The sequence below is a fragment of the Nocardia sp. NPDC102475 genome (assembly GCF_055584605.1).
Map to the genome: position 1 here is coordinate 1 of NZ_JBVJLS010000002.1, position 24,850 is coordinate 24,850.

Here is a 24,850-nt window from a genome sequence, read left to right on the forward strand (position 1 = left end):
TTCAAAAAATTCCTGGTCACTATCGACAAAGCCGTGCCCCGCGACCTCGACGTGCACCTGGTCTGCGACAACTACGCCACCCACAACACCGCCGAAATCAAGACCTGGCTGGCCCGGCATCCCCGCTTCCACATCCACTTCACCCCCACCGGATCGAGCTGGATGAACCAGGTCGAACGCTGGTTCGGCCTGCTCACCGACAAACTCATCCGCCGCGGCGTCCACACCTCCGTCAAGGCCCTCGAAGACGACATCACCGACTGGATCCAGACCTGGAACGACAACCCCCGCCCCTTCTGCTGGACCAAGACCGCCGACGAGATCCTCAAATCCCTCGCCGACTACCTCGTCAAAATCAACCTGCCAGCCCCCAAAACAAAACAGTAACTTACTGGCCCAATTTCAGGCGCGACACACTAGTGCCCCGTCCAGATAGGTTGCCGCGCTATCCGGTCCGGCCAGCTCGCTGAGCGCAGTCGAAATGCGGCACGACACGGCCCGCGGCACCGCCATATGACTGCGCTCGACGGATCTCGATACCTCAGAAGCCAGCTGGACGCGGCACTAGCCCGTAGCCGCTCGCGCATCTCCGGTCGACCGCACGGCCGTCAGGAACCTCCTCCACCGCAGCTACCACCACCACAGCCGCTGCCGCCGCTACTGCTGCCCCCACCGCAACCACTACCGCCACCCGCACCACACCTACCGCCGCTCCCCGAGTCATTGCCTCCCGCATCACCGGCATCCCAGGACGAAGAACTGGACCCCCCGATCCACCCGAACCCGCGCCACTGCGTCCGACTCGGCAAGTTGGTCACCAGCAGCACGAATCCGGCGATCCCGCCCATGATGAGGACCGTGATCAGGAAGACCAGCAGCAGGGCGAGCATTCAGGACCCGCCACCGCCGCAGCTACTCCCGCCGCCACCACAACTGCTCCCCCCACCGCCGCAGCTACTACTACTCCCACCGCCGCAGCTGCTGCCGCTGCCGCCATCGTGCCCGTGCCCGTGATCATGTCCGTGACCGTGGCCATGCCCATAACCCCCACCACTGCCCGGATCGAAACCCACCCCCGAATCGAACCCGGCGGCCCCGTAAGCCCACTGCGAGTCACTGGAGCCCCCATACCTCATCTGTCCATGCCGCACTGCCCTGTTCGCCCGCGTGATCAGAAACCCGACCAGCGCCGTGATACCACCACCGACCAGGAGGATGATCAGCAGCAGTACAACGAAGAAAACCGCCATTCCAAAATGGTATAGGCCCACTCCCCGTCGCTGAACCCACGAAAAGCAACGGCTCGCCGAACAATCACCCATTCGCCGTAGAGTGAATCGTGGCCTTCTTACGAAACCGTACCCAGCGCCGAATCGACCTGAGCGATGTCGGCCGGGTGGTGGCCGCACTCGAATTTCCCGACGCGGTTTTCAAAACCAGCCCGTGGCAGCCGCGGGAACTGGTGGAAACCGGGCTGCGGCAGTGGCTGCGCTGCTGTGGTGCGGCGATGCGCGACGGTCAGGTCATCGGTATGCCGTCCCATGCGGTCGACGAGGCCTGGCACGGATTCATTCTGTGCACGGAGATGTATGCCGCATTCTGCACCGCGGCATATGGCCGTTTCCTCCATCACTTCCCGGAAGGCGTTGCGACGAAGGGCATTTCGCACGGATCCATGGGCGAACAACTCGGCCGCACGGTGGTCGCGTGGTCGATGGTCGCAAAGCCCGGCGAGACGTGCGTGCTCTGGGATCTCGACAGCAAGGTGGGCGTCGAGCACCCGTGGGGTATCGGTACCGAGCGAGTTGCGGCCATAGAGGCCGAACTCGCAGGCACACCTCAGACGCTCAGGTAAGCTTCACCCGTGCGGCGAAGAACCGCACCACCGCCGGGGCGAACTTGTTGAACTGGTACTGCAGCCGCGCCTCCGGGGTGACCGGCACAATGCTGCGATCCCGTTCGACCGCCCGCACGATCTGCGCGGCCACCTTCTCCGGACCGTAGCGCCGCGCCTGGTACAGCTTGTCGTACCGCTCCTGCTTGCGTTGCTCCTCCTCCGCGCTGACACCCGAAAACCTGGTGGTGGCAACGATATTGGTGTGCACGATGCCGGGGCAGATGGTGTGCACGGAGATGCCGCGCCCGGCCAGTTCCGCGCGCAGGCAGTCGGAGAACATGAATACCGCCGACTTACTGGTGGAGTATGCGCTGAACCCCTGCTGCGGACTGTAGGCCGCCATGCTGGACAGGTTGACGATGTGTCCGCCGAGTCCGCGCTCGGCCATCGCCGAACCGAAGGCACGGCAGCCATTGACCACGCCGCCGAGATTGATCCGCATGACCCGATCGAACTCCGCCGATGGCGTATCGAAGAACCCACCGGCCTGCCCGATTCCGGCATTGTTGATCAGAATGTCGGGCACGCCGTGCGCGGCGAGCACCTCCACCGCGTGCAGGTGCACCGCTTCCTCATCGGATACGTCGAGCTGATAGGCATGCGCCACACCGCCTTCGGCCGCAATCAGCTCCCTTGTCTGCTTGGCCGCATCCAAGTTGATATCCGACAGCACGATTTCCGCGCCTAGACGCGCGAATGCCAGGCCGGTCTCGCGACCGATACCGCTGCCGCCGCCGGTGATCACCACGAGCTGATCCTCGAATGGCCTTCGACTGCGCCCGATTTCAGCGCGACGAAGGCCGCGCGGCGCCACGCCACTATTCACCGCGTCGATGAGCTCGGTGGTCGCGGTGGCAAGCAATTCGGGATGGGAGAACGGCATCCAATGTCCGGCGGGCACGTCACGACGCCACAGCCGCGAAACCCATTTGTGCCCATCGTCATATCCCGCGGGCCGCACCGCGACATCGCGACCGGCGACGATCAACTGCACCGGCACCTCGGTCCGGCGCTCTCGCGGTGCGAGCATTCGCGGCAGGATATTGGCACGGTAGATGAGCAGACCTTCCACGGCGTCGCGACGGAACGTGGGGCCGAGAACGATATTCGACGGCGCGGTGTCGTTCATGATCGAAACAATGCGCTGCCAGCGCTTTTCGTGGGCGACAACCCGGAACACCTGATTGAGCCCGGGTGTCATGGAGAAGATCGTGTATCCCGACGACAGCGCCTGGGTGAGTGGCTGCCACAGATTGCGCGGCGTCGGCCGGGACAGCCTGGCGCGCACCCACTTCGCGAGATGGTCCAGGTTCGGCCCGGAGACCGAGGTGAACGACGCGACCCGAGCCGCGGCCTGCGGTTCGCACACCGCCTCCCACACCTGCACCGAACCCCAGTCGTGCGCGAGGACGTGCACCGGCCGATCCGGGCTGACCGCGTCGGCGACGGCGAAGAAATCACCGGCCAGCGCATCCAGGCGGAAGTCTCGGGCGCGCCGGGTGCGGGTGGACTCCCCGTGGCCGCGAGTGTCGTAGGTGACGACGTGGAAGCGGTCGGTCAGCAGTGGCACCACCGCATTCCAGAGATGATGGGTGTCCGGCCAACCATGCACCAGCACAATGGTTTCCGCGCTCGGATCGCCGTATTCGAAGACGGCGATATCGAATTCGCCGCTGCGCACGGTCCGCCGCGTCGCGGCCGAGTCCAGGTCGGTCGTCGTCATTGACGTATCTCCTCGAGGTTCCTACTCACAGGTCCAAAACCAATCGCCCACCCCGCGAACGCGAGACGCAGACGAGCATCTCCCCCGCCTCGTGATCGGCGGCGGTGAGCACGCTCTCGCGATGCTCCGGTTCACCGGAGAGCACCCGCACCTTGCAGGTCCGGCAGAAGCCCTGGCGACACGAATACGGCCGATCCGGGCGGCTCCGCAGAATCGTCGCCAACGCCGACTCTTCCGCAGGCACCTCGACAACTTCACCGGTGGAGGCGAATTCGATCTCGAATGCGACGCCGTCGACGATCGGCGGTGGCGAGAATCGCTCGGAATGCAGTTCGACGCCGGGCATTTCGCGCACCGCATTCGCGACGGCGGTCGTCATCGGGACCGGGCCGCAGCAGTACACCGCGGTATCGGAGGTGACCTCAGCGAGTAGCGTTGCGGCGTCGGGCAATCCGTGTTCGTCGTCGGTGCGCACGGTGACCCGATCCCCGAATCCGGCGATCTCGTCGAGAAACGGAATCGTGTCGCGATTGCGCCCGGTGTACACCATCGACCAGTCGATACCGAGCCGCAGCGCCAGCCGCGCCATCGGCAGAATCGGGGTGATCCCGATCCCGCCCGCGATGAAATGCAGACGGGTGGCGGGTGATCCGTGACCGGGTACCGCGAACGGGAACGCATTGCGCGGACCACGAACCACAATGCGCGATCCGACCCGCAGTTCGTCGTGCACCTCCACCGAACCGCCGCCGCCATCGGGAATGCGGCGCACCGCGATTCGATACGCCCGGGTGTCGGCCGGATCACCGCATAGCGAGTACTGCCGCAACCGACCCGAAGGCAACTCCAGATCGAGGTGCGCACCCGGTCGCCACGGCGGAAGTTCGCGCGCGTCCGGCGATTCCAGTCGCAGGCTCACCACATCCTGGTCGTGCGCCTCGATGCGTCGACCGGTCACCATCAGCGACAGCCGGTGATCATCGGCGCGCGGTGACAGATCCCGGCGGTTGATGATCGTGGTCCACCGCAGCCGCGCCGAGGCGACCGCGTCGAGCACCCGCACCGCCCGATCCTGGTCGCGCTTTCCGAACAGATCGGCCGGCCGCTGCTCCGGCATCGGTCGCCAGTTCAAGACGCAACTGCCTGGGCCGCAGGCGATTTGGCCAGATATGCCACCGCCTGCGCGGTCGAACCGACGGATTCCGGGTTGTAGCCGGGCTTAAATGTCGTCAGCGCGCTCCACAGCAGCGAGGGCACACCGGGCAGCGCACCGCGCCACATCGAGCCGAAGACGCGCGTGATCAGGCGCGGATAGCCGAGGTCCGGCAGCGCGGGATCCTGGTGCACCATGAATTTCGTGCCGCGAACCACCAGCGTGATGAAGATCGGGAAGACGATCATCATGATCGCCGCCCGCCGGACGTAGCCTGCGCCGAAGTAGACGGCCACATCGTGGGCGACGTGCCGGTGTTCGACCTCCTCGGCTCCGTGCCAGCGGAACAGGTCGGCCACTCGCGGGTCGGCGCCGAAGTTCTCCAGATCGGCATTGAGCACCCAATCGCCGAGGTAGGCGAAGAAATGCTCCAGGCAGGCGATGAATGCCAGTCGCTCCACCATGACCTGCCGCTGGGCGACACCATCGACGTTCTTGGGCCCGAGCGACTTCCGGAACAGGTATTCCGCCTGTCGCACATACGGTTCCGGATCGATGCCGTTCGCGGCGAGCACCTCGTGCAGCACCTTGTCATGTGTCTCCGCGTGCATGGATTCCTGACCGATGAAGCCGAGCATGGCCTCGCGCAGTTTCTCGTCTTTGACGTAGGGCAGCGCTTCGGAGTACGCGGCGCAGAACATCCGCTCGCCCTCGGGCAGCAACAGGTTCAAGGCATTGATCAGATGCGAGGCGATGGGTTCCGCGGGCATCCAGTGCAATGGGGTATCCGCCCAGTCGAACCGCACATTGCGCGCGTTGAGGGCGACCTCACCGGGATCGACGTCCTGCCGCACCCTACGAAGTAGCTTCATCGATACTCCTCGATCTCACCCGCCGCGCCACAGCTCGAAAAGAGCCACGACCCGCGACGTTGCGTACCTTCCTTCACGGCCGTAGCAATGATCATACACATATATGAAACTCTCGGTTACATACATGCCTGGCCAGCGCGAATAGCGCCGAAAAGCCCGCTTTACAACAGAAAGCTCCGTTGTGGCCGAGATCCCCGCGATCCGGCAGTAAACTAGAACACGTTCTAGTAGTCTTTGGCTATGGAGCGACTCACCGGATTGGATGCCAGCTTCCTGTACCTCGAGACCGGGACCCAGCACCTGCACGTCTGTGCACTGCTGATCCTCGATCCCGCCGCAGGGGGCGCGTACTACACCTTCGAAAAATTCAAAGCAGAACTCGGCCGCAGGCTACCGCTGATCCCACAGATGCGGCGGCGAATCCACGAGGTGCCGTTCAATCTCGATCATCCGGTCTGGGTGGAAGACCCGGATTTCGATCTGGACCACCACATCCGACGAATCGAAACGCCGAGCCCCCTGGAACGCCGGGAACTCGCGGACCTGGTCGGCGAGATCGCCAGTGTGCCGATGGACCGCAGCCGTCCGCTGTGGGAGATGAGCGTGGTGGAGCACCTGGCGGACGGCAAACTGGCGGTGATCTGCAAGTACCACCACGCTGCCGTGGACGGCATTACCGGCGCCAACATGATGATGCATCTGTGCGATCTGGAGCCGGGTCTCAGCGAGCCCGAACCGGCCGAGGAGTGGCATCCCGAGCCGCAGCCCAGCGACTTGAAGCTGGCGGCCGAGGCGGTGCTGAACCTGCCCAACAAGCTCGGTCTGGTCGGCATGGTGCCGAAAACCCTTGGCATGGTTGCCGGTTTCGCGCAGCGACGGCGAAACAGTCAGGCGGGCATGGCCTTACCGTTGACCGCACCACGAACCCCGTTCAACGGCGCGATCAGCCCGGATCGTGTGGTGGCCTGTGCCGAGACCGAGCTCGCCGCGATCAAGGAAATCAAGACCGCCTTCGATGTGAAAATCAACGATGTCGTCCTGACCATCGTGGCGGGTGTGCTGCGCACCTATCTGGAGAAGCACGACGAGCTGCCCGACAAATCGCTGATCGCCTCGGTCCCGGTGTCGGTGCACGACGCTTCCCGGCACACCGCGGGCATCAACAAGGTCTCCTCGCTGTTCTCCCAGCTCGGCACCGATATCGCCGATCCGGTGGAGCGCCTGCGGCAGGTGGCCGAGGCCAATCGCGACGCCAAACAGGAACATGAATTCGTCGGCGCGGATTTCCTGATGGACTGGTCGAAGTACGCTCCGCCGAACACCTTTCAGTTGGCCGCGCGCGTCTACTCGTCGCTGAAACTGGCCGAGCTGCATCCGGTGGTGCACAACCTGGTGGTGTCGAATGTGCCTGGCCCGCCGATGCCGTTGTATTTCCTCGGCCTTCAGGTCGAGGGCATGTATCCGTTCGGGCCGGTTTTCCACGGCGCGGGACTGACCGTGACCGTGCTGTCCAATAACGGTGATCTGGACTTCGGATTCATCGCCTGCCGGGAACTGGTGCCCGATCTGCAAGCGATCGCCGATGCGGTCCCCGGCGTTGTCGATGAATTGCTGACCGCGGCACGCGATCTGGGCTGACGCCCACCGCTGCCCTGTTCGCCATCGCCGCCGGACAGGGCCGCATTCGAAGTCTATTTCTGTCTTGCGGCAACGGCGGCGCAAGCCTCCAGCAGTACCGGCACGAAGCGGTCGGCCTCGAGCACGCAGGATGCGTGACCGGCCTTGACCAGATGAATGCTCGCACCGGGAATCATGGTCGCCATCTCCAATTGCCGATAGACCGGAATCGCACGGTCCCGCGTCGTGATCACGACGGCGGTCGGCATCTTCAGCTCGGAAAGCCAAGCGGTCGCATCGAATCGGCCGACCTCGGCGATGACCTGCGCCATGGCCCAACCACTGCTGCTGCGAAATTCGGTGAGCGCCCAGCGATTCAGCTTTCCCGGAGCCCACGTGTGCTCCGGCAATTCGGGTAACCGACCCACGTACTCCGCAGCACGGCGGTAGGAATAGGGCCCGATCGCTCCGGCCAATGCGCCGAAGGTCAGATGAAATGCGCGCTCGCGCCACTTCTCCTGGAACCGATACGGCGTCGCGCACAGCACCAGGCCACTCACCCGATCCGAATGCCGGTGCGCGGCAAGCAATGCCACGACACCGCCGAGGGAGTATCCGGCCAGGATCGCCCGCTCGATGCCGAGCGCGTCCGCCACCGCGACGACGTCGTCGGCACAGTCCTGTACCGAGAACCGCTCCGAGCGGATACCGCGGCCGTGCCAGCGCTGGTCGAAGACGATCACCCGGTAACGCTCGGCCAGCGCGTCGAGCGCTGGAAACCAGGTCAGGTAGCCCGTGCAGGCGGTGGCGTGCAGCAGGATCAGGGTCGGGGCGCCCTCGGGGCCCGGAATATCGACGACGTAGGTGCGCCCACGCGCCGGCAACTCGACGAGCCGACCGCCGGGAACCTCCGCGATATCGGGCACCCCCGAACGCCGGGAGAACCGCCGCATGGCCACCACCGCGGGATTCGGATTCGTCATCGTCGGCCTCCTCGCGCGGCGATATTAGAACGCGTTCTACATCGATGATGCCATAGGATTCGGTTCAGGCGAGCGCGCGGACGATGTATTCCGCGATGCAGGCGGGCTTATCGCCGCCTTCGCGTTCGATGGTCGCCTGGATGACGATCTGCAGACCGCCGGGAACCTCGTCGACGCTCACGACCCGGGCGCGGCCGCGGATGCGGGAACCGGCGGGCACGGGCGAGGGGAAGCGGACCTTGTTCAGGCCGTAGTTGAGTCGCGCCGAGGCGTCGTTGATGGCGATCAGGTCGGCCATCAGCGGCGGGAGCAGCGAGAGAGTGAGGTAGCCGTGTGCGATGGTGGCGCCGTACGGGCCGGTGGCGGCACGCTCGGTATCGATGTGGATCCACTGCCGGTCCTCGGTCGCCTCGGCAAAGGCATCGATGCGGTCCTGGGGGACCTCGATCCAGCGGCTCACGCCCAGATCGGTACCCGCTGCGGTGCGCAGTGATTCCATGCTGAAGACGGTCGGCTCACTCATAGACCGCACAGTAGCGCCGAGTCCCACTGGTCGATACCGAGGCGAGATTCGACCGGCAATCATCTGTAACGTGTTTCAGCAAGTCGACGAGATCGAGAGGAGGCCGCGATGGGGCGGTTGACCGGCAAGGTGGCACTGATCAGCGGCGGTGCGCGGGGCATGGGCGCCGCGCACGCGCGGGCACTGGTGGCCGAGGACGCGCGGGTGGTGCTCGGCGACATCCTCGACGAGGAGGGCGCGGCCCTGGCCAAGGAAATCGGCGACAATGCCGCGTATGTCCACCTCGACGTGCGCGAAAAGCAGCAGTGGCAGGATGCGGTCGCCGAGGCCGTGCAGCGCTTCGGTGCGCTGAATGTCCTGGTGAACAATGCCGGGATCGTCAATGGCAACCTGCTCGTCGACTTCGAATTGTCCGAGTGGCAGAAGATCATCGATATCAATCTGACCGGCACCTTCCTCGGCATGCAGGCCGCGACCCCCGCGATGATCGAGGCGGGCGGCGGTTCGGTGATCAATATTTCCTCGGTCGAGGGCATGCGCGGCAGCCCCGGCCTGCACGGGTATACCGCAACCAAATTCGCGGTCCGTGGACTCACCAAGTCGACCGCACTCGAGTTGGCGCAGTACGGAATTCGGGTGAATTCGATCCATCCGGGGCTGATTCGCACACCGATGACCGAGGGCATTCCGGAGGATTTCTTGCAGATCCCGCTGGGGCGCGGCGCTGACCCATCCGAGGTGTCGGCATTGGTGACCTATCTGGCCAGCGATGAAGCGTCCTATTCGACGGGCGCTGAATTCGTCATCGATGGCGGTCTGACCGTAGGAGTTCCGCACAAGACGTTCTCCTGATCGCCGCTGGGCGTGCGGGCCAGCACCCTCCACCCGACCTGCTGATCGCCCTGGGATCACCGGACTTACGCGACTCGGCCGCAGTGCCGGTCGATGCCGGGTTCGGTCCGCGCTTGCTGTCGCTGCGCCGACAGCCGTCCGGTTCGGTGGTCGGCGCGCGGCATGCTCGGATCCATGCACCGAGCCGAATCTCGTCGCCGGTGATGTGCCGGGTGGAAACATCGACATGCCCGTATTGCTCGCGGAAGGCCCGCAGTGCGGCGATGGCGTTGTCCCGCTGGATTCTCGCCGGAGGCCGCCGGTTGCGGTGCCGAGTGATCGCCGTGGTTCACCAGGGTCTCCCCCACAATCGGTGGCGGCGTGCGGAATCGGGGTGGATACGTCCCGCCTCGACCAACGCGTCGAATGCGGCGTGTTTGCGGGCGCAGTCGTGGTCGCGATGCAGCTGCATCGCGCAGCGTCGGCGTTCGTGACTCGAAGAACCCCACCGGCCCAGCGCTGATCTTCGCCCCGGGCGAATGGGATGCCTTCACAGCTGGCGTCACCGTCGGAGAGTTCAACCACCCCGCCTGAGCCGGGCAAAACCGAACACCACAAAGCGGCCCCGCGCGACCATGACGTCGACGCGGGGCCGTTGCTATTGTCGCGGAAAGCCGCCCTGCACAACGGATTTGGTGGCATGAATGCCACGAATACCACCGAGCCGAGAGCACGCTTCAGCGCGGTTTGCCGCGCCCCTACCCTTGCGCCCTCCCTCAGCCTCTGCTTGCGATCGTTCAGCCGCACTGGCCTCGGCCTGTTCGTCTGTGGAGGATTCGAGAGTTCCTGCTGTTGGCCGGGGCCGGGTCGTCGTACGGTCGGCGAGCTCACGACCGCGCCAGCGCTCGCGACTCGTCTCTGGGCTCCTCCGCGGCGGTCGGCATGACCGAATCCCCATAAGCCCCAATAATGTTGACATCACATGCTGTTGACATCATGCGATGTCGATTATTAACCTTTTAGGACATTCCCGCGTGTGCGCGCGTCGGCGGCTCCGCGTACACCGTCGGCATGTCTAGCCTTTCGAGGAGTACGCATGAGGTTCGGGCAGGCAGCACAATCGGTGGTGCTGAGCATTCTTCGTCCTGGCGGCCTGCTGTCGGCGGTTCAGATCCAGCGACAGGCACAGCTGACGGGGTGGAGCACCCGCAGTGCGCTGGCGCGGCTGCATGCACGCGGTCTGGTCGTCGCCATTTCGCACAGCGGGTGCTGGCAGATCAGCGAACGCGGACGCGCGACGACAACGGCGCGAAGTGCGTCGTGGCTGCCCTCCAGCCGCTGACGCTCACTGCCGCCGCTCGCCGCGCAGCCGTACACCGTTCGGCTCGCAGAGTTCGACTGAGTATCCGGTCCGCAGACCTGGAGTCCCGAGCGGTCGTGTAATTCCGTTCCAGCCGGTTCACCGCACGGTCGCAGCGCCGACCACACCATGCCCGGCTTCGGGCGCCGGTCCAACAGTTCGGACGCAGCTTCCGCTCTGGCTCGCAGCTGCGGCTCGATGTTACGGAAGTCATATGTCATGACACTCCAATCAATCTAGTATGAGATTCATACGATATGATTCCCAAAAGATGGAGATGTCATGATCCTTGTCACCGGAGCCACCGGAACCATCGGCCGCCCGCTAGTCGAACTGCTTGCCGCACAAGGGGTTCGAGTACGAGCCGTCACCCGGTCCCCCGAAAGTGCCGTGCTGCCCGCTGGCGTCGAGGTAGTGGGCGGCGATCCGGCCTGGCCGGACACGCTTGCCGACGCCCTTGACGGTGCGTCCGCGGCATTCCTGCATCCACGCGCCGTGGGCGATGCGGCCTTCGAATTCGCGGAACTGGCTGGTAAGCGTGGTGTGCGGCGGCTTGTCGCCCTCTCGGCCATCAATATCGACGACCCGCTCGACGCACAGCCGTCCCGATTCCGCGGCGACCGGAACAGAGAGGCCGAGCGGGCGGTGGTGGACAGCGGTCTGGAGTGGGTGAGCCTGCGCGCCAGCAGCTTTGCCATGAATGTGGTGCAGAGCGGCTGGAATGCCCAGATACGGGCGGGTGATGTGGTGCGCGGACCCCATGCCGAATTCGCCGAAAGTCCGCTGCACGAAGGGGATATCGCGGCGGTCGCGGCGCATGCCTTCCTGACCGACGATCTGCTGGGTCAACGAGTGGAATTGACCGGGCCTCAATCACTTACCCATGCGGATATGGTTCGGATCATCGGCGAGGTCATCAGTAGGCCCTTGCGCTATGAGGAGGTTCCCGCCGCTGTGGTGCGGCAAGGCATGGTGGCGCGCGGCTTTCCCGAGGATTTCGTCGACTCCCTGCTGAACCGCTACGCCGATGGCGTCGGCCAACCCGCACCGGTCACCGACAATGTCGAGAAAATACTCGGCCGCACAAGAACTTTCGCCGCGTGGGCCGCCGATAACGCTGCCGCGTTCCGGAATTGAGTGCGGACCATGCGCATAATCGCCAATTTCGCCGCCCAGGTATTCAGCGGTATCTTCGCCGGATTCCTGATCGCCGTCCTCGTCCTCGAACTATCGATGCGAGACGCAACCGCAGCCGTCTATACCCAGGTCAGGCAGATCGAACTGGAATGGCTCGATGTCCTCGCCACCGTCACCCTGCTACCGGCCCTGATCGTCACCGCTCTCATCATCGCGACCCGTTTCCGCGACCGCGGCCCGACCCGCTGGCTCCCGATCATCGCGTTCACACTGCTCGCGGGCGTCCTGATCCTGACGATCATCGTCAACCTGCCAATCAATGCCGACCAGCGCGACTGGATCGCCACCATGCCTCCCGGCGACTGGGCAACCATCCGTGACCATTGGCAGCTCTCCCACGCGGTCCGCACAGTAGCCGCCACTCTCGCCTTCGCGGCTCTGTGCGCGGCTCAGGGCACCCGACGGTTCGCCACCACCCACTCGGCGACGGCGTCGGGGGACATGTCTTCGCCGAGCACGTTATCGATGACGACCCGCCCGACACAGATCGAGCGCAGTACGCGATCGGCGAACGCCTCCACATCGCCCCACGGCAGATAGGGTTTCGCGATCAGCAGCGAAGCGATACCGTGCACACTCGACCACAGCTCCAAGACGACCGGCACCGGATCACCCGGCGTGATCAAGCCGAGGTTCATGCACTCGGTGACGGTCGCCGCGAGATGGGCGAAGGCACTACTGGTCAGCACCTGGTCGACCGCGCCTGCCGTCTCACCGGGCGTCATGGCCAAGCGGTACTGCTCCGGATGCTCCCTGGCGAACCGGACGTACGCCAGGCCCTGCTGACGCAGGCGCTCCACAGGGGAATCGTTCGGATCGGATGCGGCAAGCATTTCCGCGTCCAGATCTTCGAAGACCTGGGCCACCACCGACTCGATCAGCTGATCCTTATCCGCGAAATGGCGGTAGATCGACGGCGGGGTGACACCGACGATCTTGGCGATCTCCCGGATGGAAACCGCGTCGACGTGACCGGCATCGGCCAGCAGTTTCTTTGTGGCGTCGAGGATTTCGGCGCGTAGCTCCGCACCGGAGCCACGTGCCGAACGCTTCCTGCGGGTAAAAGTCACGTTCGTCCGGCTAGTTGGTGTTTATCGGCTTCGGTTGTGCCCGGTGCGGTTTCGCCCTCACTCAGGCCGATCTTGGCGTGCAGCCGGGTGAGTGGCGCGGGCGCCCACCAGTTCGCGGTGCCGAGCAGCCGCATGAGTGCGGGCGCGAGCAGGCCGCGGATCAGCGTTGCGTCCGCGAGCACCGTCAACGTCAGACCCAGGCCCATCATCTGGATGAACGATACCTTCGACGTGACCATGGCGGCCATCACGATGGCCATCAATAGTGCGGCCGCGGTGAAGATCCGGCCGGTGCGCGCGACACCCAGGGCCACCGCGCGAGTGTTGTCCGCGGCGGTGCGTCCGGAGGCCAGCCACTCTTCGCGGATGCGCGAGAGCAGGAATACCTCGTAATCCATGGACATTCCGAAGGCGAGACAGAACATCAGGATCGGCATGGTCGGAACCAGATATCCGGTCGCGTTGTTGCCGATAACGCTGGACAAGTGTCCGTCCTGGAAGATCCAGACCATCGCACCGAACGCGGCGGTCAGCGAAAGCGTATTGAGTGCAAGAGCTTTCAGCGGCAGCAGCACACTGCCGGTGAACAGGAACAGCACCACGAAGGAGGCGAGCACGATCAGGCCACCGGCCAGTGGCAGTCGCGCACCGAGTGCGTCGAGGGAGTCGCGGTTGATCGCGGCGCTGCCACCGAAGAGCGCCGGCCCCGGGCTCGAGACATCGCGAAGCCGGTCCAGTTGCGTCTTACCCGGGGAGGTGAAGGGATCGACTGTCGTCGCGACAGTGAGGAATGCGCCGGTGTCGTTCGTCATCTGCGGCGATCCCGGCGCCACCTTCAGTCCGCCGGCGTACAGGCCAGAGCCCGAGAGCACTCCGGACACGCCATCGACCTTCGACAGCGCGGCGGCGTAATCGCCGATGGCGGCGGGATTTCCGTGGTAGTCGTCGAGCATCACGCTGACATTGGTCGCGGCATTGGATTGGAAGTCCGAACGCAGTGCGTCGCCGACCGTGCGACTGCTGGTGGAGGCGCCCGCATTGAGTACTCGATCGTCCGGATAGCCGAATTTCACACCGAGGAACGGGGACCCGATCGCCAGCATCAGCACGATGATGGCGATGGCGACCGGTGCGGCATGGCGCATCACCCACTGGACTGTGCGGTACCAGAAGGTCTGCTCGGGTGCGCGCTGAGCGTGCAGGTCCCGGCCGAGCAAGCGCCCCAATGGCTTTCGCAGATCCAACGCATTCACTCGGTGTCCGAGCACCATCAATACCGCGGGCAGGATCAGGATCGATGCGGCCGCGGCCGCGGCGACCACCGCAACGCCGGCGTAGGCAAAGGATTTCAAGAAGTACAGATTGAACACGCCCAGCGCGGCCACCGACAGCGCGACGGTCAGCGCGGAGTACAACACCGTGCGTCCCGCGGTCTGCACCGCGCGCACCACCGCAGCCTCGACATCGAGTCCATTACCGAGTTCCTCGCGGTAACGGCTGACAATGAACAGGCTGTAGTCGATCGCGAGGGCGAGACCGAGTGCCGTGGTCAAGTTCAGCGCGTAGATCGACACATCGGTGAAGACCGTGAGGGTGCGCAGGATCGCCAGGGTGGTCAAGATCGCGAAGATGCCGACGGCCAGCGGCAGGAAGGCCGCGACCAGGCTGCCGAAGACCAGGATCAGCACGATGAACGACAGCGGGATGGCCACGCTCTCCGCGACCGCGAGATCGTGGGTGATCTGCTCGTTCGAGTCGTGGTAGATGGAGCTGAGGCCGCCCTGATAGACGCTGACGCCGTCGCTGGTGCCGGTGACCTCTTCGGCGATCACACCGGCGGCCTTTTGGGCCACGGACTCCTCGCCGGTGATGTAGCCGAGCACCAGTGCGCTCTTACCGTCCTTGCTGCGCAACACGGATGAGAACGACTGCGGAGCGGTCCAATAGGACTGGATGCCGATCACATCGCCGCGCGAGCGCAGGGTGTCGACCACCTTCGCGCCCGCGGCCTTGGCGGCCGGGCTGTCCGCACCGGCATCATCACGAACCAGCAGGATGAGATTGGGTTCCGCGCCGCCGAAGTTATCGGCGATCAACCTGGCGACCTGTGACGATTCGGCATCGTCCGGGGTGAAACCGCCGGTCTTCATATGCGAGATCACCGTGGCGCCGAATGCGCCGCAGAGTACGGCCAATAGTGCGGCGGCGAGCAGGATCGTCCGCGGATGCCTGGTGGCCAGATGTGCGATCCGTACGAGCATGAGCGACTCCCCTAGTTCGACTGGCCCCCAGTTAACAGCGTTAGCGTAACGCCGTTAACTCAGTGACGACAGTGATGCACAGCTAACAAATAGTGATCCCGATCATGGTTTAGGCAACTACCCGAGGAAGGCGACGATCGCATTGGCGATGGCGTCCGCGTACCGCGCCCGGCCGCCGGGCGATTCGATCAGCGCGGCGTCACCCGGATCGCGCATATTTCCACACTCGACCAAGGCGACCGGACGTTCGGACAGGTTGAGACCCGCCAGATCCGCGCGCGGGTTCATGCCGTCGGAGCCGACGTAGGTCGACGGGACGAAGCCAGACCCGATCATGGTGTCGCGCAATGTCGTTGCCAGTCGCTGCGACGGCTCGTGCTGTGCCGGGTTCAGTGGCGGCGACGAGTACGCGACGTGAAAGCCGTGTGCGCCCGCGGCGGCGCCGTCGGCATGGATCGAGACGACAGCCGCTGCGCCGCTGCGGTTTCCGATGGCGGCGCGCTCGTCGACACACGGGCCGACGCCCGCATCGTCGTCGCGGGTCAGCACGACGCGAATTCCGCGGGCGGCCAAGGCATCCCGGACCCGGATTGCGACATCCCAGTTGAATTCGTGCTCGGTGTAGCCGTCGGTGGCCGACGTGCCGGTGGTGTTGCACGCTTTGGTCTTTCCGCGACCGTCCGGCACCTGACGGTTGATCTCGCCGGGCTGTGCGGCATTGCCGCCATTGTGACCGGCGTCGATGACGACCACCCGGTCATCGGCAATGACGCGCGGCGGGGATGTCGCCGGTTCGTCGCCGACCTGCGGTGTCGTGGAGCGCGCCGATGAACCCGATGCGTCGTGCGCGCATCCGCCGAGCAACATGCCCCACGCGCAGATCGCGGCGGTCGTCTTCCAGCTTCGCAATCGCATGACATCGACACTGCCATAGGCTCGCGGCCGGTTCATGGCTAGCGGAAGGCCAGTGCGCCGAGCGTATCCGCGTGCCGGTACTGCAGGTACTTCTTGACCGTGTCCGCGGCGACGGCCGCATTGGCGGTGGCCACCGTGACCACGACGAACTCCTTCTCGGTCCCGTCACGCCATTTGCCGGTGACGAAATTGTCGATGTAGGTGCCCGGTCGCAGGTGCACGTCCTCGTCGGTGAACTCGCCGAGCGCGGCGGTGGCCTGACCCTCGCTCGACATCGCCATGACGAATTGCGTGATCTTCAGCCCGCCGCCCTCGGCCCGGTACACCATTTCGGCGGCGTACTCGCAGCCCAGGCCGCTGAGCTTGCCGTTCACCTCGAAATCGCGGCAGTTGGCGTGGTCGCGGCCCTCGACCCAGTCGGCATGCAGTTCCACGCTGTCGAATTTGAAATTCCAGTCACCGGCGAAGTCGCTGTAGCTGAGCTTGCCCGCGGACGGCTGGCCCGGGCGCGGCGTTGTCGTGGTCGTTCGCGGAGTGCTCGCGCTCGTCGCCGGCACGACGGTGGCATCCGACGCCTGCGGTTGGTCCTTATCTCGCGCGGTGATGACGACCAGGCCGACGCCGACCACGGCGAGTACCGCGACCAGCCCGAGCACCACCGCGACGATCGCACCGGTCTTCGATTTCGGCGGCGGGCCCGGCGTCGGCGCGCCGGGATACCCCATCGGATAGCCCGTCTGCGCCCAGCCCTGCTGAGCTGGATAGTCCACCGGTTGCCCCCACGGCGCCGGATCCTGCCGCGGCTGCTCCCCGTATGGATAATTCACTGCCTGCCCACCTCTCCCGCCGGGGCGGCGACCCCCACCCTGCTTCGGCCGAACCAGTCAGGTACTGATCGCGAGCCGATCCCCCGGCGTTGCAGTTATGCCAGCTTAGCCGGTGAGTAATAGGCCCAGCGCAAGGCAGAACATCACGGCCGCGATCACCGAATCGAGCACGCGCCAGGCGATCGGGCGGGCGAACAGCGGGCCGAGTTTGCGGGCGCCGTAGCCGAGCGAGGTGAACCAGATGATGCTGGCGAGCATCGCGCCCGCGCCGAGCAACCAGCGGTCCGGACTGGTGTAGGTGTTGGCGAAGGAGCCGAGCAGCAGCACCGTGTCCAGGTAGACGTGCGGGTTGAGCCAGGTCAGGGCCAGGCAGGTGAGGACGGTCGCGCCGAGTGCGACGGTGGCCCCGGTGGACTCGGCGGTCAGGCTCGATGACGCGAAGGCGCGGCGGGCGGCGAGAATGCCGTAGCCGAGTAGAAATGCGGCGCCGGCGTAGCGGATCACCGCCAGCAGCACGGGTGCGGATTCGACCACGACGCCCAACCCGCCGACTCCCGCGGCGATCAGCACGATGTCCGACACGGTGCAGACCGCAACCACCGCGAGCACATGCTGACCGCGCAGACCTTGTCGCAGGACGAAAGCGTTCTGCGCGCCGATCGCCACGATCAAAGAGAGTCCGAAGCCGAGTCCCGAGATGGCCGCCAGGGCCGCCGATGATGCCGTCACATGCATCGACGCTAGATCCGCAGCTTCGACCAGACCAGCTAAAGATTCTGAAGTACCTTTATGATTTCTTAATGGACCTGCAGCTCGATCAGCTCCGCGCGCTCAATGCGGCGGTCACCGAGGGCACCTTCGATGCGGCCGCGCGCAGTCTGCGCGTGACGCCTTCGGCGGTCAGTCAACGCATCAAGGCACTAGAGGATGCGGCTGGTCGCATATTGCTGCAGCGCACAAAACCGGTGCGGCCCACCGAATCCGGGCTCGCCGTGCTGCGGTTGGCGCGGCAGATCGAACTGCTCGCCGGCGATGCCGCACGCGAACTCGGCGATACCGATCGACCCGCGGATCGACCGATCCGGGTGCCGATCGCGGTCAATGCCGATTCGCTGGAAACGTGGGTGATGCCCGCGCTGCGGCAGGTCCCACCCGGTGTGTGTTTCGAGATACATCGCGAGGACGAGGAGCATACGACTCGACTGCTGCGCGACGGGACGGTGATGGCCGCGATCACCGCCACCGCCGCGGCGGTGCAGGGATGCCGGGTGAAGCGGCTCGGTGCCATGCGCTATCGGCCCATGGCGAATCCGCGATTCGCGCGGACCTGGTTCGCGGATGGGCCTACCGCGGAGGCGTATTCCGTTGCGCCGGTTGTGCTTTTCGATCGCAAGGATGATCTGCAGGATCGGCATCTGCGGCGGCGGTGTGGGCAGCCGGTGGATCCGCCGCGGCATTATGTGCCGTCGGCGGCGGGGTACGCGGAAGCGGTTCGGATCGGGCTGGGGTGGGGGATGTTGCCGGATCTGCAGACTCGGGGCAGTCGGGCCTTCGTGCCCATCGATGGGGATTCGTATATCGATGTGCCACTTTATTGGCAGCAGTGGAAGGTCGATTCGCCTGCGCTCAGTGGGGTTGCCGGTGCAATCGCGGCTGCTGCGGCCGAGGCGCTGTCAGATGCTCCACGGCGGTGACTTCGGGAATGTCACTGGCAGCGCGGTCAGTGCGCGGTGGAATGGGCCCGGTCGCCAGGTGAGGTCGGCCGCCGGGGCGGCGAGTCCGAGTTCCGGTATCGCGTCGAGCAATTGGTCGATCGCGTCCTGAGCTATCAAGTACGCCATGGAATTTGCGGTGCAGGCGTGCGGGCCCGCGCTCCATGCCAGATGGGAGCGGTTGCCCGTGTGCTCGCCGACGATTTCGGGGTCGTTATTGCAGGCCGCCATGCTGATGAGGACGGGTTGGTGTGGGGGCAGCCACATTTCGTCGATCAGGATGGGCTGTCGCGGATAGGTGATGCAGTAGTTCGCCAGCGGCGGGTCGGTGAACAGCACCCGGTCCAGCGCGTCGCGGGTGGAGAGGCTGCCGCCCAGCATTTTGTCGGCGACGCGCTCGTCGGTGAGCATCAGCAGCAAGGTGTTGGCGATCAGATTCTGGGCCGGTTCGATGCCCGCCCCGTAGAGGAGCATCACATGTTCGAGCACCTCGAGATCGTCCAGGCCGACGGGGTGTTGTAGTAGTCGGGTCGTGATGTCGTCGCCGGGTTCGGCCTTCTTGAGTGCGATCAGCTCGGTCAGTGCTTCGTGTACCAGCTCATTTCCCTTGGCGGCGTTGACCGTATCCAACATCGCCGCCAGGCCGAGTGCGGTGCGGCCCCCGATTTCGGGCGGACAGCCGAGAACGGCATTGATCGCGGTGAAGGCGAGTGGGAGTGCGTACTGGCTGATCAAATCGGCCGATCCGGTCGTGCAGAACGCATTGATCAGCGGGATGGCGATCTCGGCGACCGTGGTGTGCAGTGCGTGCAGGTCGACCGCCTCGATGGCCGCGTTCACGGCCTCCCGATAGCGCGCGTGCACCGCGCCGTTGCTGTGCAAAACGCTTGGGCGCCAATCCATCATCGGTAGGACCGGACAGTCCGGTGCGACGTTCTTCTGCCAGGTGCGCGGATCGCGCGGAAAGTGCTCGGGATCGTGCAGAATTCGCACCGCGGCGCGATAGCCGATCACCAGGGTCGCGGGGGTGTCGGGAGCCAGGTCCACCGGCACCAGCGAACCGTACTTGCGGCGCATGTCCCGATATGCGCGATGTGGGTCGGCGGCGAACTCCGGGGTGTAGAGCGGAGCGCGTTCACCCTCGGTATCGAAGGGCGAGCCGTGCGGGACGGGAGACTGCTGAGTGGTCACGAATCCAACTCCAAACGGTGGACCAATCGACGCGCATGCCGCCTACGTCGAAAACCGCCGAGATAGAGCCGAATTCGCCGCGCCACCCCTGCGGCGTATGAATGCCGAATCAGTTCGGCTGTTTCCCCGGTACGGCACGTAGCCGCCACTGGGATCGATATAGCGGGCCTCGTCGACCGATTGCAGCAGACCTGCCATCCCCCGCAGGAGTTGCTCCAACATGGCAATCGCCGCGTTCTCCTCCGCAGAGGCGGGCCAAGAACTCATGGCAATACCTTTCGGCTAAGCGTGGGTGTCAGGCGGTGGTGATCGGTGCGGCGCTGAAAGGCATCACCCGCGCGCAGCACGGTTGCCTCGTCGAAATGGTTGCCGCTGATCGACATCGACAAGGGGACACCGTCGGTGGCGAGTCCGATCGGTACCGCGATGGTGGGGTTGCCGAGCGCATTCCAGTACGGCGTATGCAATCCGGCCAGCACGCTCACCGGGTTCAGCTGCTCCATTGCGTCGATACGTGGGGCGCCGAGGTGGCCGGTCGGGGTCGCCACCAGGTCGACCTCGGTGAGCAGTTCTGCCATCTTGCGCTGCGCGACGTGCCGAACCCTTTGGGCCTGAACGTAATCCGCACCGGCCACTGTGGTGCCCGCAGCGAAGACGACGCGACTGCCGCGGGCGTAATCGTGGTATCGGGAGCGCAGGGTCGGTCGATGGTATGCGGCCGACTCGGCGGCCAAGACGATCAAGGTGGTGGCAGTTGCCTCGACGTACATCGGCACCTCGACCGGGACTATGGTCGCGCCCGCGGCGCGCAGGGCATCGATAGCGGCCGAGAATCGTGGTGGCTGTTGCGGATCGCGTCCGTCGCCGACGAAGCGGTCGAGATTGTCCACGCCGATGGTGATCCCGTGCAGGTCACCGGTGAGCGCGGCGGTGTAGTCGGCGACGGGTTCAGTTGAACTGTAGGGATCTTCGGGATCGTGACCGGCCAACACCTCCAGCAGCAAGGCGCAGTCGGCGGCCGTGCGAGCCAGTGGACCGGCATGGTCGAGGGTGTAGGCCAGTGGCACCACACCAGATTTCGGCACCCGGCCGAATGTCGGTTTGAAACCGGTGATGCCGCAGAAGGCTGCCGGAATGCGGAGACTGCCGCTCGTATCGGTGCCGACCGCACCCAGAAAAGCCCCGGTCAAAAGCCCACTGGCCGAACCAGAGCTGGACCCGCCCGCCCACCGCTTGGCGTCCCACGGATTCCGCGGTATCGGAAATGGCTTCTCCGGATCCGGGACACCGATGGCGAATTCCATCGTGGTGGTCTTTCCGACCACGATGCCACCGGCCTGCTCGAGCCGCCGCACGACCGCGGCGTCCCCGGCCGAGTGCGCCCATGCCGGATCGAGCACCGAACTCTGCGCCGTGGTCGGCCCGGCCGAGTGCGCGAAAATATCTTTGACGCCCAGCGGAATCCCGTCCAGTGGCGCGAGCGCCTCCCCCTCCGCGATCTTGCGATCCACCTCGGCGGCCTGCGCCCGCGCCCGCTCTTCGAACCGAGCCAGGAACACCCCGAACGTCTCGTCGTGCGCATCCGCGGCCGCCAGCGCCCCTTCCACTAGCTCGGCCGCACTGACTTCCCCACGCCTCAGCCCCGCCCGCGCGTCCGCGATCGTGGTGAATACCGTTGCTGTCGAATCAGTTTCAGTCATCCCATCCCCATCCGTAGCACCCCGATCCTGCCACGCCGATCCCGTCGGCGGGCGAATTCGGAACACTTCCCCTTCACAGTCACAATCGATCCGGGTCCGCGCTATTGCTGGTTGGGATTTCGTCGCGCTGGGCGGTCGAGACGTCGGCTGCGAGCCAGGGCATGCGGTCGAGCAACCGGGCGATCTGGCCTGCCATGCCACTGGTCGCGCCCGCCGCGCTGGAAACGAAAACGGTATCGCCGGCACGCAGACCCGCCACGGCCGTCAGGCCCGCGTAGGCGACCAGCCCGAATCCGAGATAGCTGGACGGCGATGGGTACGCATCCGGATCCACGACCCGGATCGCGCCCGCCTCGGCCATCGCGTACTCCCGCCAACCGAGCCGATGCAGCACCAGCGCACCCTCCGCAACATCCGGATCCGCGGAGGCGACGACCTCACCGATCGCGTCGCCGAACATCGTGGCGCCAACAGCGAACGGCGGCATGGGAATTCCCGGATAAGCGCCGATCTGCATGAGCATCCCTGGATCAATCGACATGTACAGATTCCGCACCAGCACCTGCCCCGGCGCCGGATCGGGCACCGGCTGCTCGACGAGTCGGAATTCGGATAGTTCCGGAAATCCGTCCGGTCGTGCGGAAAGCTGGACAGCCCGTGCGGTTCGCGTCATAACAGTCATGGGAGCGACGCTAAGGATTGACGTATACGTGAAGGTCAAGCCCATGGGTTGACCTCGCCGGTCGCGGCAGATGTGGCTACAGCTCGAGCCTGTGCGGCCGCATCACCGTTCCAGGGAAAGCTTTCGACTCGAGGCGGGGGCCTGCGGGGCGGTTTCGCCTCGGCGGACGGTTATTACTCCGGTGAGGATCAGGGCGCCGCCGAGGAGTTGGAGCGGGCGGGGAGATTCACCGAGGAGGACCCAGGCGAAGGCCAGGGCGGCCAGGACTTCGAAGAGGGCTACGAAGGAGGCGAGGCGGGAGCCAAGGAGTCGGGTGGCGGCGATGCCGGAGACGTAGGCGAGGGCGGCGGTTATCGTGCCGAGCGCGAAGACGGGGAGCCACCAGGAGACGGTGAGGTGTTGGAAGGCAACGGAATTGGTGGTGGCGTGGAGGGGGACGATGCCGACCGCGCCTGCCGCTAGGAGAGCGAGTCCGCCGAAGAGGAGGCCTCCGGCCGCGAGTACGGTGCCGGGCAGAGTGCCGTCGCCGTGGGCGGAGAGCAGGAAGTAGGCGGCGGCGCCGATCATGGCGGCGAGGGCCCAGGCGATGCCGATGCCGCTGGCGGCCAGGCCGGAGCGCAGGTCGATGACCAGGACCAGGCCGGTCATTCCGAGCAGTGCGCCGAGCACCGTTGCCGCGCTGGGTCGTTGGCTTTGCCGCAGCCATAGCCAACCCACCACCGCGACCGGCGCGGTGTATTCGATGAGCAGTGCCACGCCGACCTGCATATGGGCGACGGCGTTGAAGTAGGCGAGTTGGGTACCGGCCACGGCGAGCAATCCGTACGCGGTGATCAAAGACGCGTTGCGGCGCAACAGATCCCAGTTACCGCGCAACTGCACCATCGCGATCGGCACCAGAACAGCGGCAGCGAGCAGCACCCGGACCGCCACCACGGATGCGGAGCTCCAGCCCGCATTCATCAAGCCGCGAGCCAGTGATCCCGATAACCCGAACGAGGACGCGGACACCACCGCGCAAAGCAGTCCGGTTCGCAGCCGCTGCGCAGTGTTGTCATGAGTCATCGAAACCATGACTAATGACGCTAAGGTCGGTGAGGTAATATGTCAACATGGCCTTTGCTCATGACACGGAGGCGGCGCTGGTTGCCGCGGTGGAGCTGGTGAACTCGGCGGAGGAGCCGGATACGTTGACCGAGATCGGCCAGCTCGACGAGTTTTTCGTCAAACACGTCTACACCGGCGTGCACTCCGGCGACGCCGCGGAGCTCGCGGCGGTGCGCGCCTTGCGTACGCCGCTACGCCGCATGCTGACCAGCGATCGCGATACGACGGTGCGACTGATCAACGAGACGCTGGCGAAGCATCGAGCCCTGCCGCAATTGGTCCGGCACGGCGATGTCGACTACCACATCCACGCGGTGCCCGCGCAGGCTCCGCTGCCCGTTCGCATCGCCGTCGAGACCGCTATGGCAATGATCGATCTGGTCCGCTCCGACGAGCTGAGTCGGCTGTCCCTCTGCGCCGACGACGACTGCCAGGGCCTGGTTCTCGACCTGTCCCGCAATAGATCACGCCGCTACTGCAGTACGGCCTGCGGAAATCGCAACGCTGTCGCCGCCTACCGCGCCAGGAAGAAGTGAATCCCGGTCAGTGGAAGCGCTCTTTTGGCGCGAAAGTCTCATACTACCTTGCTGGCACCGTGTCCAGATAGCTTCTGCCGTATCGCTGCCCGGGGTTCCGTCGAACGTAGTCGAATGGTGGTCGCCCACGGCGAATTCGACCGCCATATCACTACGCTCGGCGAGCTGCCGGAGGCAGATAGCACAGCAAGCAATCTGGATGCGGCACTAGGATGCGACTGAATATCTCGCGGCGCGATTCGCAGGTGTTCCAGCACCGAACGGATGTTGATCCGTTCAGATCCAGCCGAAACCACAGCAGCCCCCACCGCTGCCACGCCGACGCACTCCTGGACCAGCGATCACCATGCGTTCTTGGCGGCGTCGGCCGAGAAGCCACGCCACCAGCGCATGGTGATCATCCGTCCAGCATGGTGGCTCGGCAAGTCACCGCGCAACGCACTCTCGGACTGGGGTCCGAGACAATGACAATATGGGAGCAATCAGCGTGTGGCACATCTTGATTCTGCTGGTTTTACTTGCGGTGATCGTGTTGCCGATCGTGTTGATCGTGAGGTCGAGTTCGGGAAGTGGGCGCCAGGCGCCTGGGGCGATGGCTCCGGGGTGGTATCCGGACCATGCGAATCCGGGGCTGGTGCGGTGGTTCGACGGGTATCAGTGGACGAATTACACGCAGCCGCGGCAATGATGGGC

26 protein-coding genes and 1 pseudogene are annotated in these 24,850 nt (G+C 65.2%); 11 read left to right on the plus strand and 16 right to left on the minus strand.

Annotated features, from left to right (window positions below; genetic code table 11):
- Both ACZ60G_RS02980 and ACZ60G_RS02985 read left to right on the plus strand, forming a co-directional pair.
- Positions 1-387 (plus strand): transposase (locus ACZ60G_RS02980; RefSeq protein WP_465806775.1); only part of this gene is annotated, 387 nt, incomplete at its 5' end.
- A 952-nt stretch (positions 388-1,339) separates the two neighbouring features.
- The gene (locus ACZ60G_RS02985) at positions 1,340-1,855 is read left to right on the plus strand and encodes a glycine-rich domain-containing protein (protein ID WP_465806777.1); all 516 of its coding nucleotides are present in this window, start codon (positions 1,340-1,342) and stop codon (positions 1,853-1,855) included.
- Here the strand turns inward: ACZ60G_RS02985 and ACZ60G_RS02990 are convergent.
- The 3 genes from ACZ60G_RS02990 to ACZ60G_RS03000 are packed head-to-tail and all read right to left on the minus strand — an operon-like array spanning position 1,848 to position 5,645.
- The gene (locus tag ACZ60G_RS02990) at positions 1,848-3,620 is read right to left on the minus strand and encodes an SDR family oxidoreductase (RefSeq protein ID WP_465806778.1); all 1,773 of its coding nucleotides are present in this window, start codon (positions 3,618-3,620) and stop codon (positions 1,848-1,850) included. The two genes, ACZ60G_RS02985 and ACZ60G_RS02990, sit on opposite strands and share 8 nt — an antisense overlap.
- A gap of 25 nt (positions 3,621-3,645) precedes the next feature.
- Positions 3,646-4,737 (minus strand): PDR/VanB family oxidoreductase, encoded by a 1,092-nt coding sequence (locus tag ACZ60G_RS02995; protein WP_465806779.1) that lies wholly within the window; start codon positions 4,735-4,737, stop codon positions 3,646-3,648.
- 11 nt (positions 4,738-4,748) lie between these two features.
- Positions 4,749-5,645 (minus strand): metal-dependent hydrolase, encoded by an 897-nt coding sequence (locus ACZ60G_RS03000; protein ID WP_465806780.1) that lies wholly within the window; start codon positions 5,643-5,645, stop codon positions 4,749-4,751.
- Positions 5,646-5,885: 240 nt separating this feature from the next.
- Here ACZ60G_RS03000 and ACZ60G_RS03005 point away from each other — a divergent pair, with 240 nt between their 5' ends.
- Positions 5,886-7,283: a WS/DGAT/MGAT family O-acyltransferase gene (locus tag ACZ60G_RS03005; protein WP_465806782.1), complete on the plus strand. Its 1,398-nt coding sequence runs from the start codon at positions 5,886-5,888 to the stop codon at positions 7,281-7,283.
- Between the two features lie 53 nt (positions 7,284-7,336).
- On the opposite strand, the gene ACZ60G_RS03010 is transcribed toward ACZ60G_RS03005, so the two are convergent.
- Together ACZ60G_RS03010 and ACZ60G_RS03015 are read right to left on the minus strand one after the other, a co-directional pair.
- Complete coding sequence (locus ACZ60G_RS03010; protein WP_465806783.1) at positions 7,337-8,245, minus strand: alpha/beta fold hydrolase; 909 nt, start codon at positions 8,243-8,245, stop codon at positions 7,337-7,339.
- Between the two features lie 64 nt (positions 8,246-8,309).
- A complete protein-coding gene (locus tag ACZ60G_RS03015) occupies positions 8,310-8,768 on the minus strand; it encodes a MaoC family dehydratase (RefSeq protein WP_465806785.1) in 459 nt (152 codons plus the stop codon).
- Positions 8,769-8,876: 108 nt separating this feature from the next.
- Here ACZ60G_RS03015 and ACZ60G_RS03020 point away from each other — a divergent pair, with 108 nt between their 5' ends.
- Positions 8,877-9,620: a glucose 1-dehydrogenase gene (locus ACZ60G_RS03020; RefSeq protein ID WP_465806787.1), complete on the plus strand. Its 744-nt coding sequence runs from the start codon at positions 8,877-8,879 to the stop codon at positions 9,618-9,620.
- Here ACZ60G_RS03020 and ACZ60G_RS03025 read toward each other — a convergent pair.
- Positions 9,571-9,939, minus strand: coding sequence for a helicase associated domain-containing protein (locus ACZ60G_RS03025; RefSeq protein WP_465807611.1), 369 nt, complete (start codon positions 9,937-9,939; stop codon positions 9,571-9,573). The genes ACZ60G_RS03020 and ACZ60G_RS03025 overlap by 50 nt on opposite strands.
- A gap of 86 nt (positions 9,940-10,025) precedes the next feature.
- Between ACZ60G_RS03025 and ACZ60G_RS03030 the strand changes: the two genes are divergently transcribed.
- From ACZ60G_RS03030 to ACZ60G_RS03045, 4 genes and pseudogenes are all read left to right on the plus strand, one after another.
- Positions 10,026-10,193 carry a DUF397 domain-containing protein gene (locus ACZ60G_RS03030; RefSeq protein ID WP_465806789.1) on the plus strand — a complete coding sequence of 56 codons (168 nt, stop codon included), beginning with the start codon at positions 10,026-10,028 and terminating at the stop codon, positions 10,191-10,193.
- Positions 10,194-10,695: 502 nt separating this feature from the next.
- Entirely contained in the window at positions 10,696-10,941 is a 246-nt protein-coding gene (locus ACZ60G_RS03035; protein ID WP_465806791.1) for a hypothetical protein, read from the plus strand.
- A 300-nt stretch (positions 10,942-11,241) separates the two neighbouring features.
- The gene (locus ACZ60G_RS03040) at positions 11,242-12,096 is read left to right on the plus strand and encodes an SDR family oxidoreductase (RefSeq protein ID WP_465806793.1); all 855 of its coding nucleotides are present in this window, start codon (positions 11,242-11,244) and stop codon (positions 12,094-12,096) included.
- A gap of 96 nt (positions 12,097-12,192) precedes the next feature.
- Positions 12,193-12,519: pseudogene (locus ACZ60G_RS03045) on the plus strand (anthrone oxygenase family protein); the annotation flags it as partial.
- Between the two features lie 26 nt (positions 12,520-12,545).
- Here ACZ60G_RS03045 and ACZ60G_RS03050 read toward each other — a convergent pair.
- The 5 genes from ACZ60G_RS03050 to ACZ60G_RS03070 all read right to left on the minus strand — a co-directional run bounded on the left by ACZ60G_RS03050 (position 12,546) and on the right by ACZ60G_RS03070 (position 17,964).
- Positions 12,546-13,226 (minus strand): TetR/AcrR family transcriptional regulator, encoded by a 681-nt coding sequence (locus ACZ60G_RS03050; protein WP_465806794.1) that lies wholly within the window; start codon positions 13,224-13,226, stop codon positions 12,546-12,548.
- Positions 13,223-15,487 carry an MMPL family transporter gene (locus ACZ60G_RS03055; RefSeq protein WP_465806796.1) on the minus strand — a complete coding sequence of 755 codons (2,265 nt, stop codon included), beginning with the start codon at positions 15,485-15,487 and terminating at the stop codon, positions 13,223-13,225. Before ACZ60G_RS03055 ends, ACZ60G_RS03050 begins: the two co-directional genes overlap by 4 nt.
- A 117-nt stretch (positions 15,488-15,604) precedes the next feature.
- Positions 15,605-16,402, minus strand: coding sequence for an N-acetylmuramoyl-L-alanine amidase (locus ACZ60G_RS03060; protein WP_465806798.1), 798 nt, complete (start codon positions 16,400-16,402; stop codon positions 15,605-15,607).
- 38 nt (positions 16,403-16,440) lie between these two features.
- Positions 16,441-17,229, minus strand: coding sequence for a hypothetical protein (locus ACZ60G_RS03065; protein WP_465806799.1), 789 nt, complete (start codon positions 17,227-17,229; stop codon positions 16,441-16,443).
- A 105-nt stretch (positions 17,230-17,334) separates the two neighbouring features.
- Positions 17,335-17,964 (minus strand): LysE/ArgO family amino acid transporter, encoded by a 630-nt coding sequence (locus tag ACZ60G_RS03070; RefSeq protein WP_465806801.1) that lies wholly within the window; start codon positions 17,962-17,964, stop codon positions 17,335-17,337.
- A gap of 65 nt (positions 17,965-18,029) precedes the next feature.
- On the opposite strand from ACZ60G_RS03070, the gene ACZ60G_RS03075 reads away from it, so the two are divergent.
- Positions 18,030-18,923 carry a LysR family transcriptional regulator ArgP gene (locus ACZ60G_RS03075; RefSeq protein ID WP_465806803.1) on the plus strand — a complete coding sequence of 298 codons (894 nt, stop codon included), beginning with the start codon at positions 18,030-18,032 and terminating at the stop codon, positions 18,921-18,923.
- Here ACZ60G_RS03075 and ACZ60G_RS03080 read toward each other — a convergent pair.
- The 5 genes from ACZ60G_RS03080 to ACZ60G_RS03100 all read right to left on the minus strand — a co-directional run bounded on the left by ACZ60G_RS03080 (position 18,903) and on the right by ACZ60G_RS03100 (position 23,588).
- A complete protein-coding gene (locus tag ACZ60G_RS03080) occupies positions 18,903-20,132 on the minus strand; it encodes a cytochrome P450 family protein (RefSeq protein ID WP_465806805.1) in 1,230 nt (409 codons plus the stop codon). The genes ACZ60G_RS03075 and ACZ60G_RS03080 overlap by 21 nt on opposite strands.
- Before the next feature lie 42 nt (positions 20,133-20,174).
- A complete protein-coding gene (locus tag ACZ60G_RS03085) occupies positions 20,175-20,399 on the minus strand; it encodes a hypothetical protein (protein ID WP_465806807.1) in 225 nt (74 codons plus the stop codon).
- Positions 20,396-21,832 (minus strand): amidase, encoded by a 1,437-nt coding sequence (locus tag ACZ60G_RS03090; protein WP_465806808.1) that lies wholly within the window; start codon positions 21,830-21,832, stop codon positions 20,396-20,398. Before ACZ60G_RS03090 ends, ACZ60G_RS03085 begins: the two co-directional genes overlap by 4 nt.
- 79 nt (positions 21,833-21,911) lie before the next feature.
- Positions 21,912-22,514 (minus strand): hypothetical protein, encoded by a 603-nt coding sequence (locus ACZ60G_RS03095; RefSeq protein WP_465806809.1) that lies wholly within the window; start codon positions 22,512-22,514, stop codon positions 21,912-21,914.
- Between the two features lie 102 nt (positions 22,515-22,616).
- Positions 22,617-23,588, minus strand: coding sequence for an EamA family transporter (locus tag ACZ60G_RS03100; protein ID WP_465806810.1), 972 nt, complete (start codon positions 23,586-23,588; stop codon positions 22,617-22,619).
- A 38-nt stretch (positions 23,589-23,626) separates the two neighbouring features.
- On the opposite strand from ACZ60G_RS03100, the gene ACZ60G_RS03105 reads away from it, so the two are divergent.
- A complete protein-coding gene (locus ACZ60G_RS03105) occupies positions 23,627-24,157 on the plus strand; it encodes a CGNR zinc finger domain-containing protein (RefSeq protein WP_465806812.1) in 531 nt (176 codons plus the stop codon).
- 592 nt (positions 24,158-24,749) lie between these two features.
- Positions 24,750-24,845, plus strand: a complete 96-nt coding sequence (locus tag ACZ60G_RS03110) for a DUF2510 domain-containing protein (protein WP_387290543.1) — start codon at positions 24,750-24,752, stop codon at positions 24,843-24,845.
- Positions 24,846-24,850: the final 5 nt, after the last annotated feature.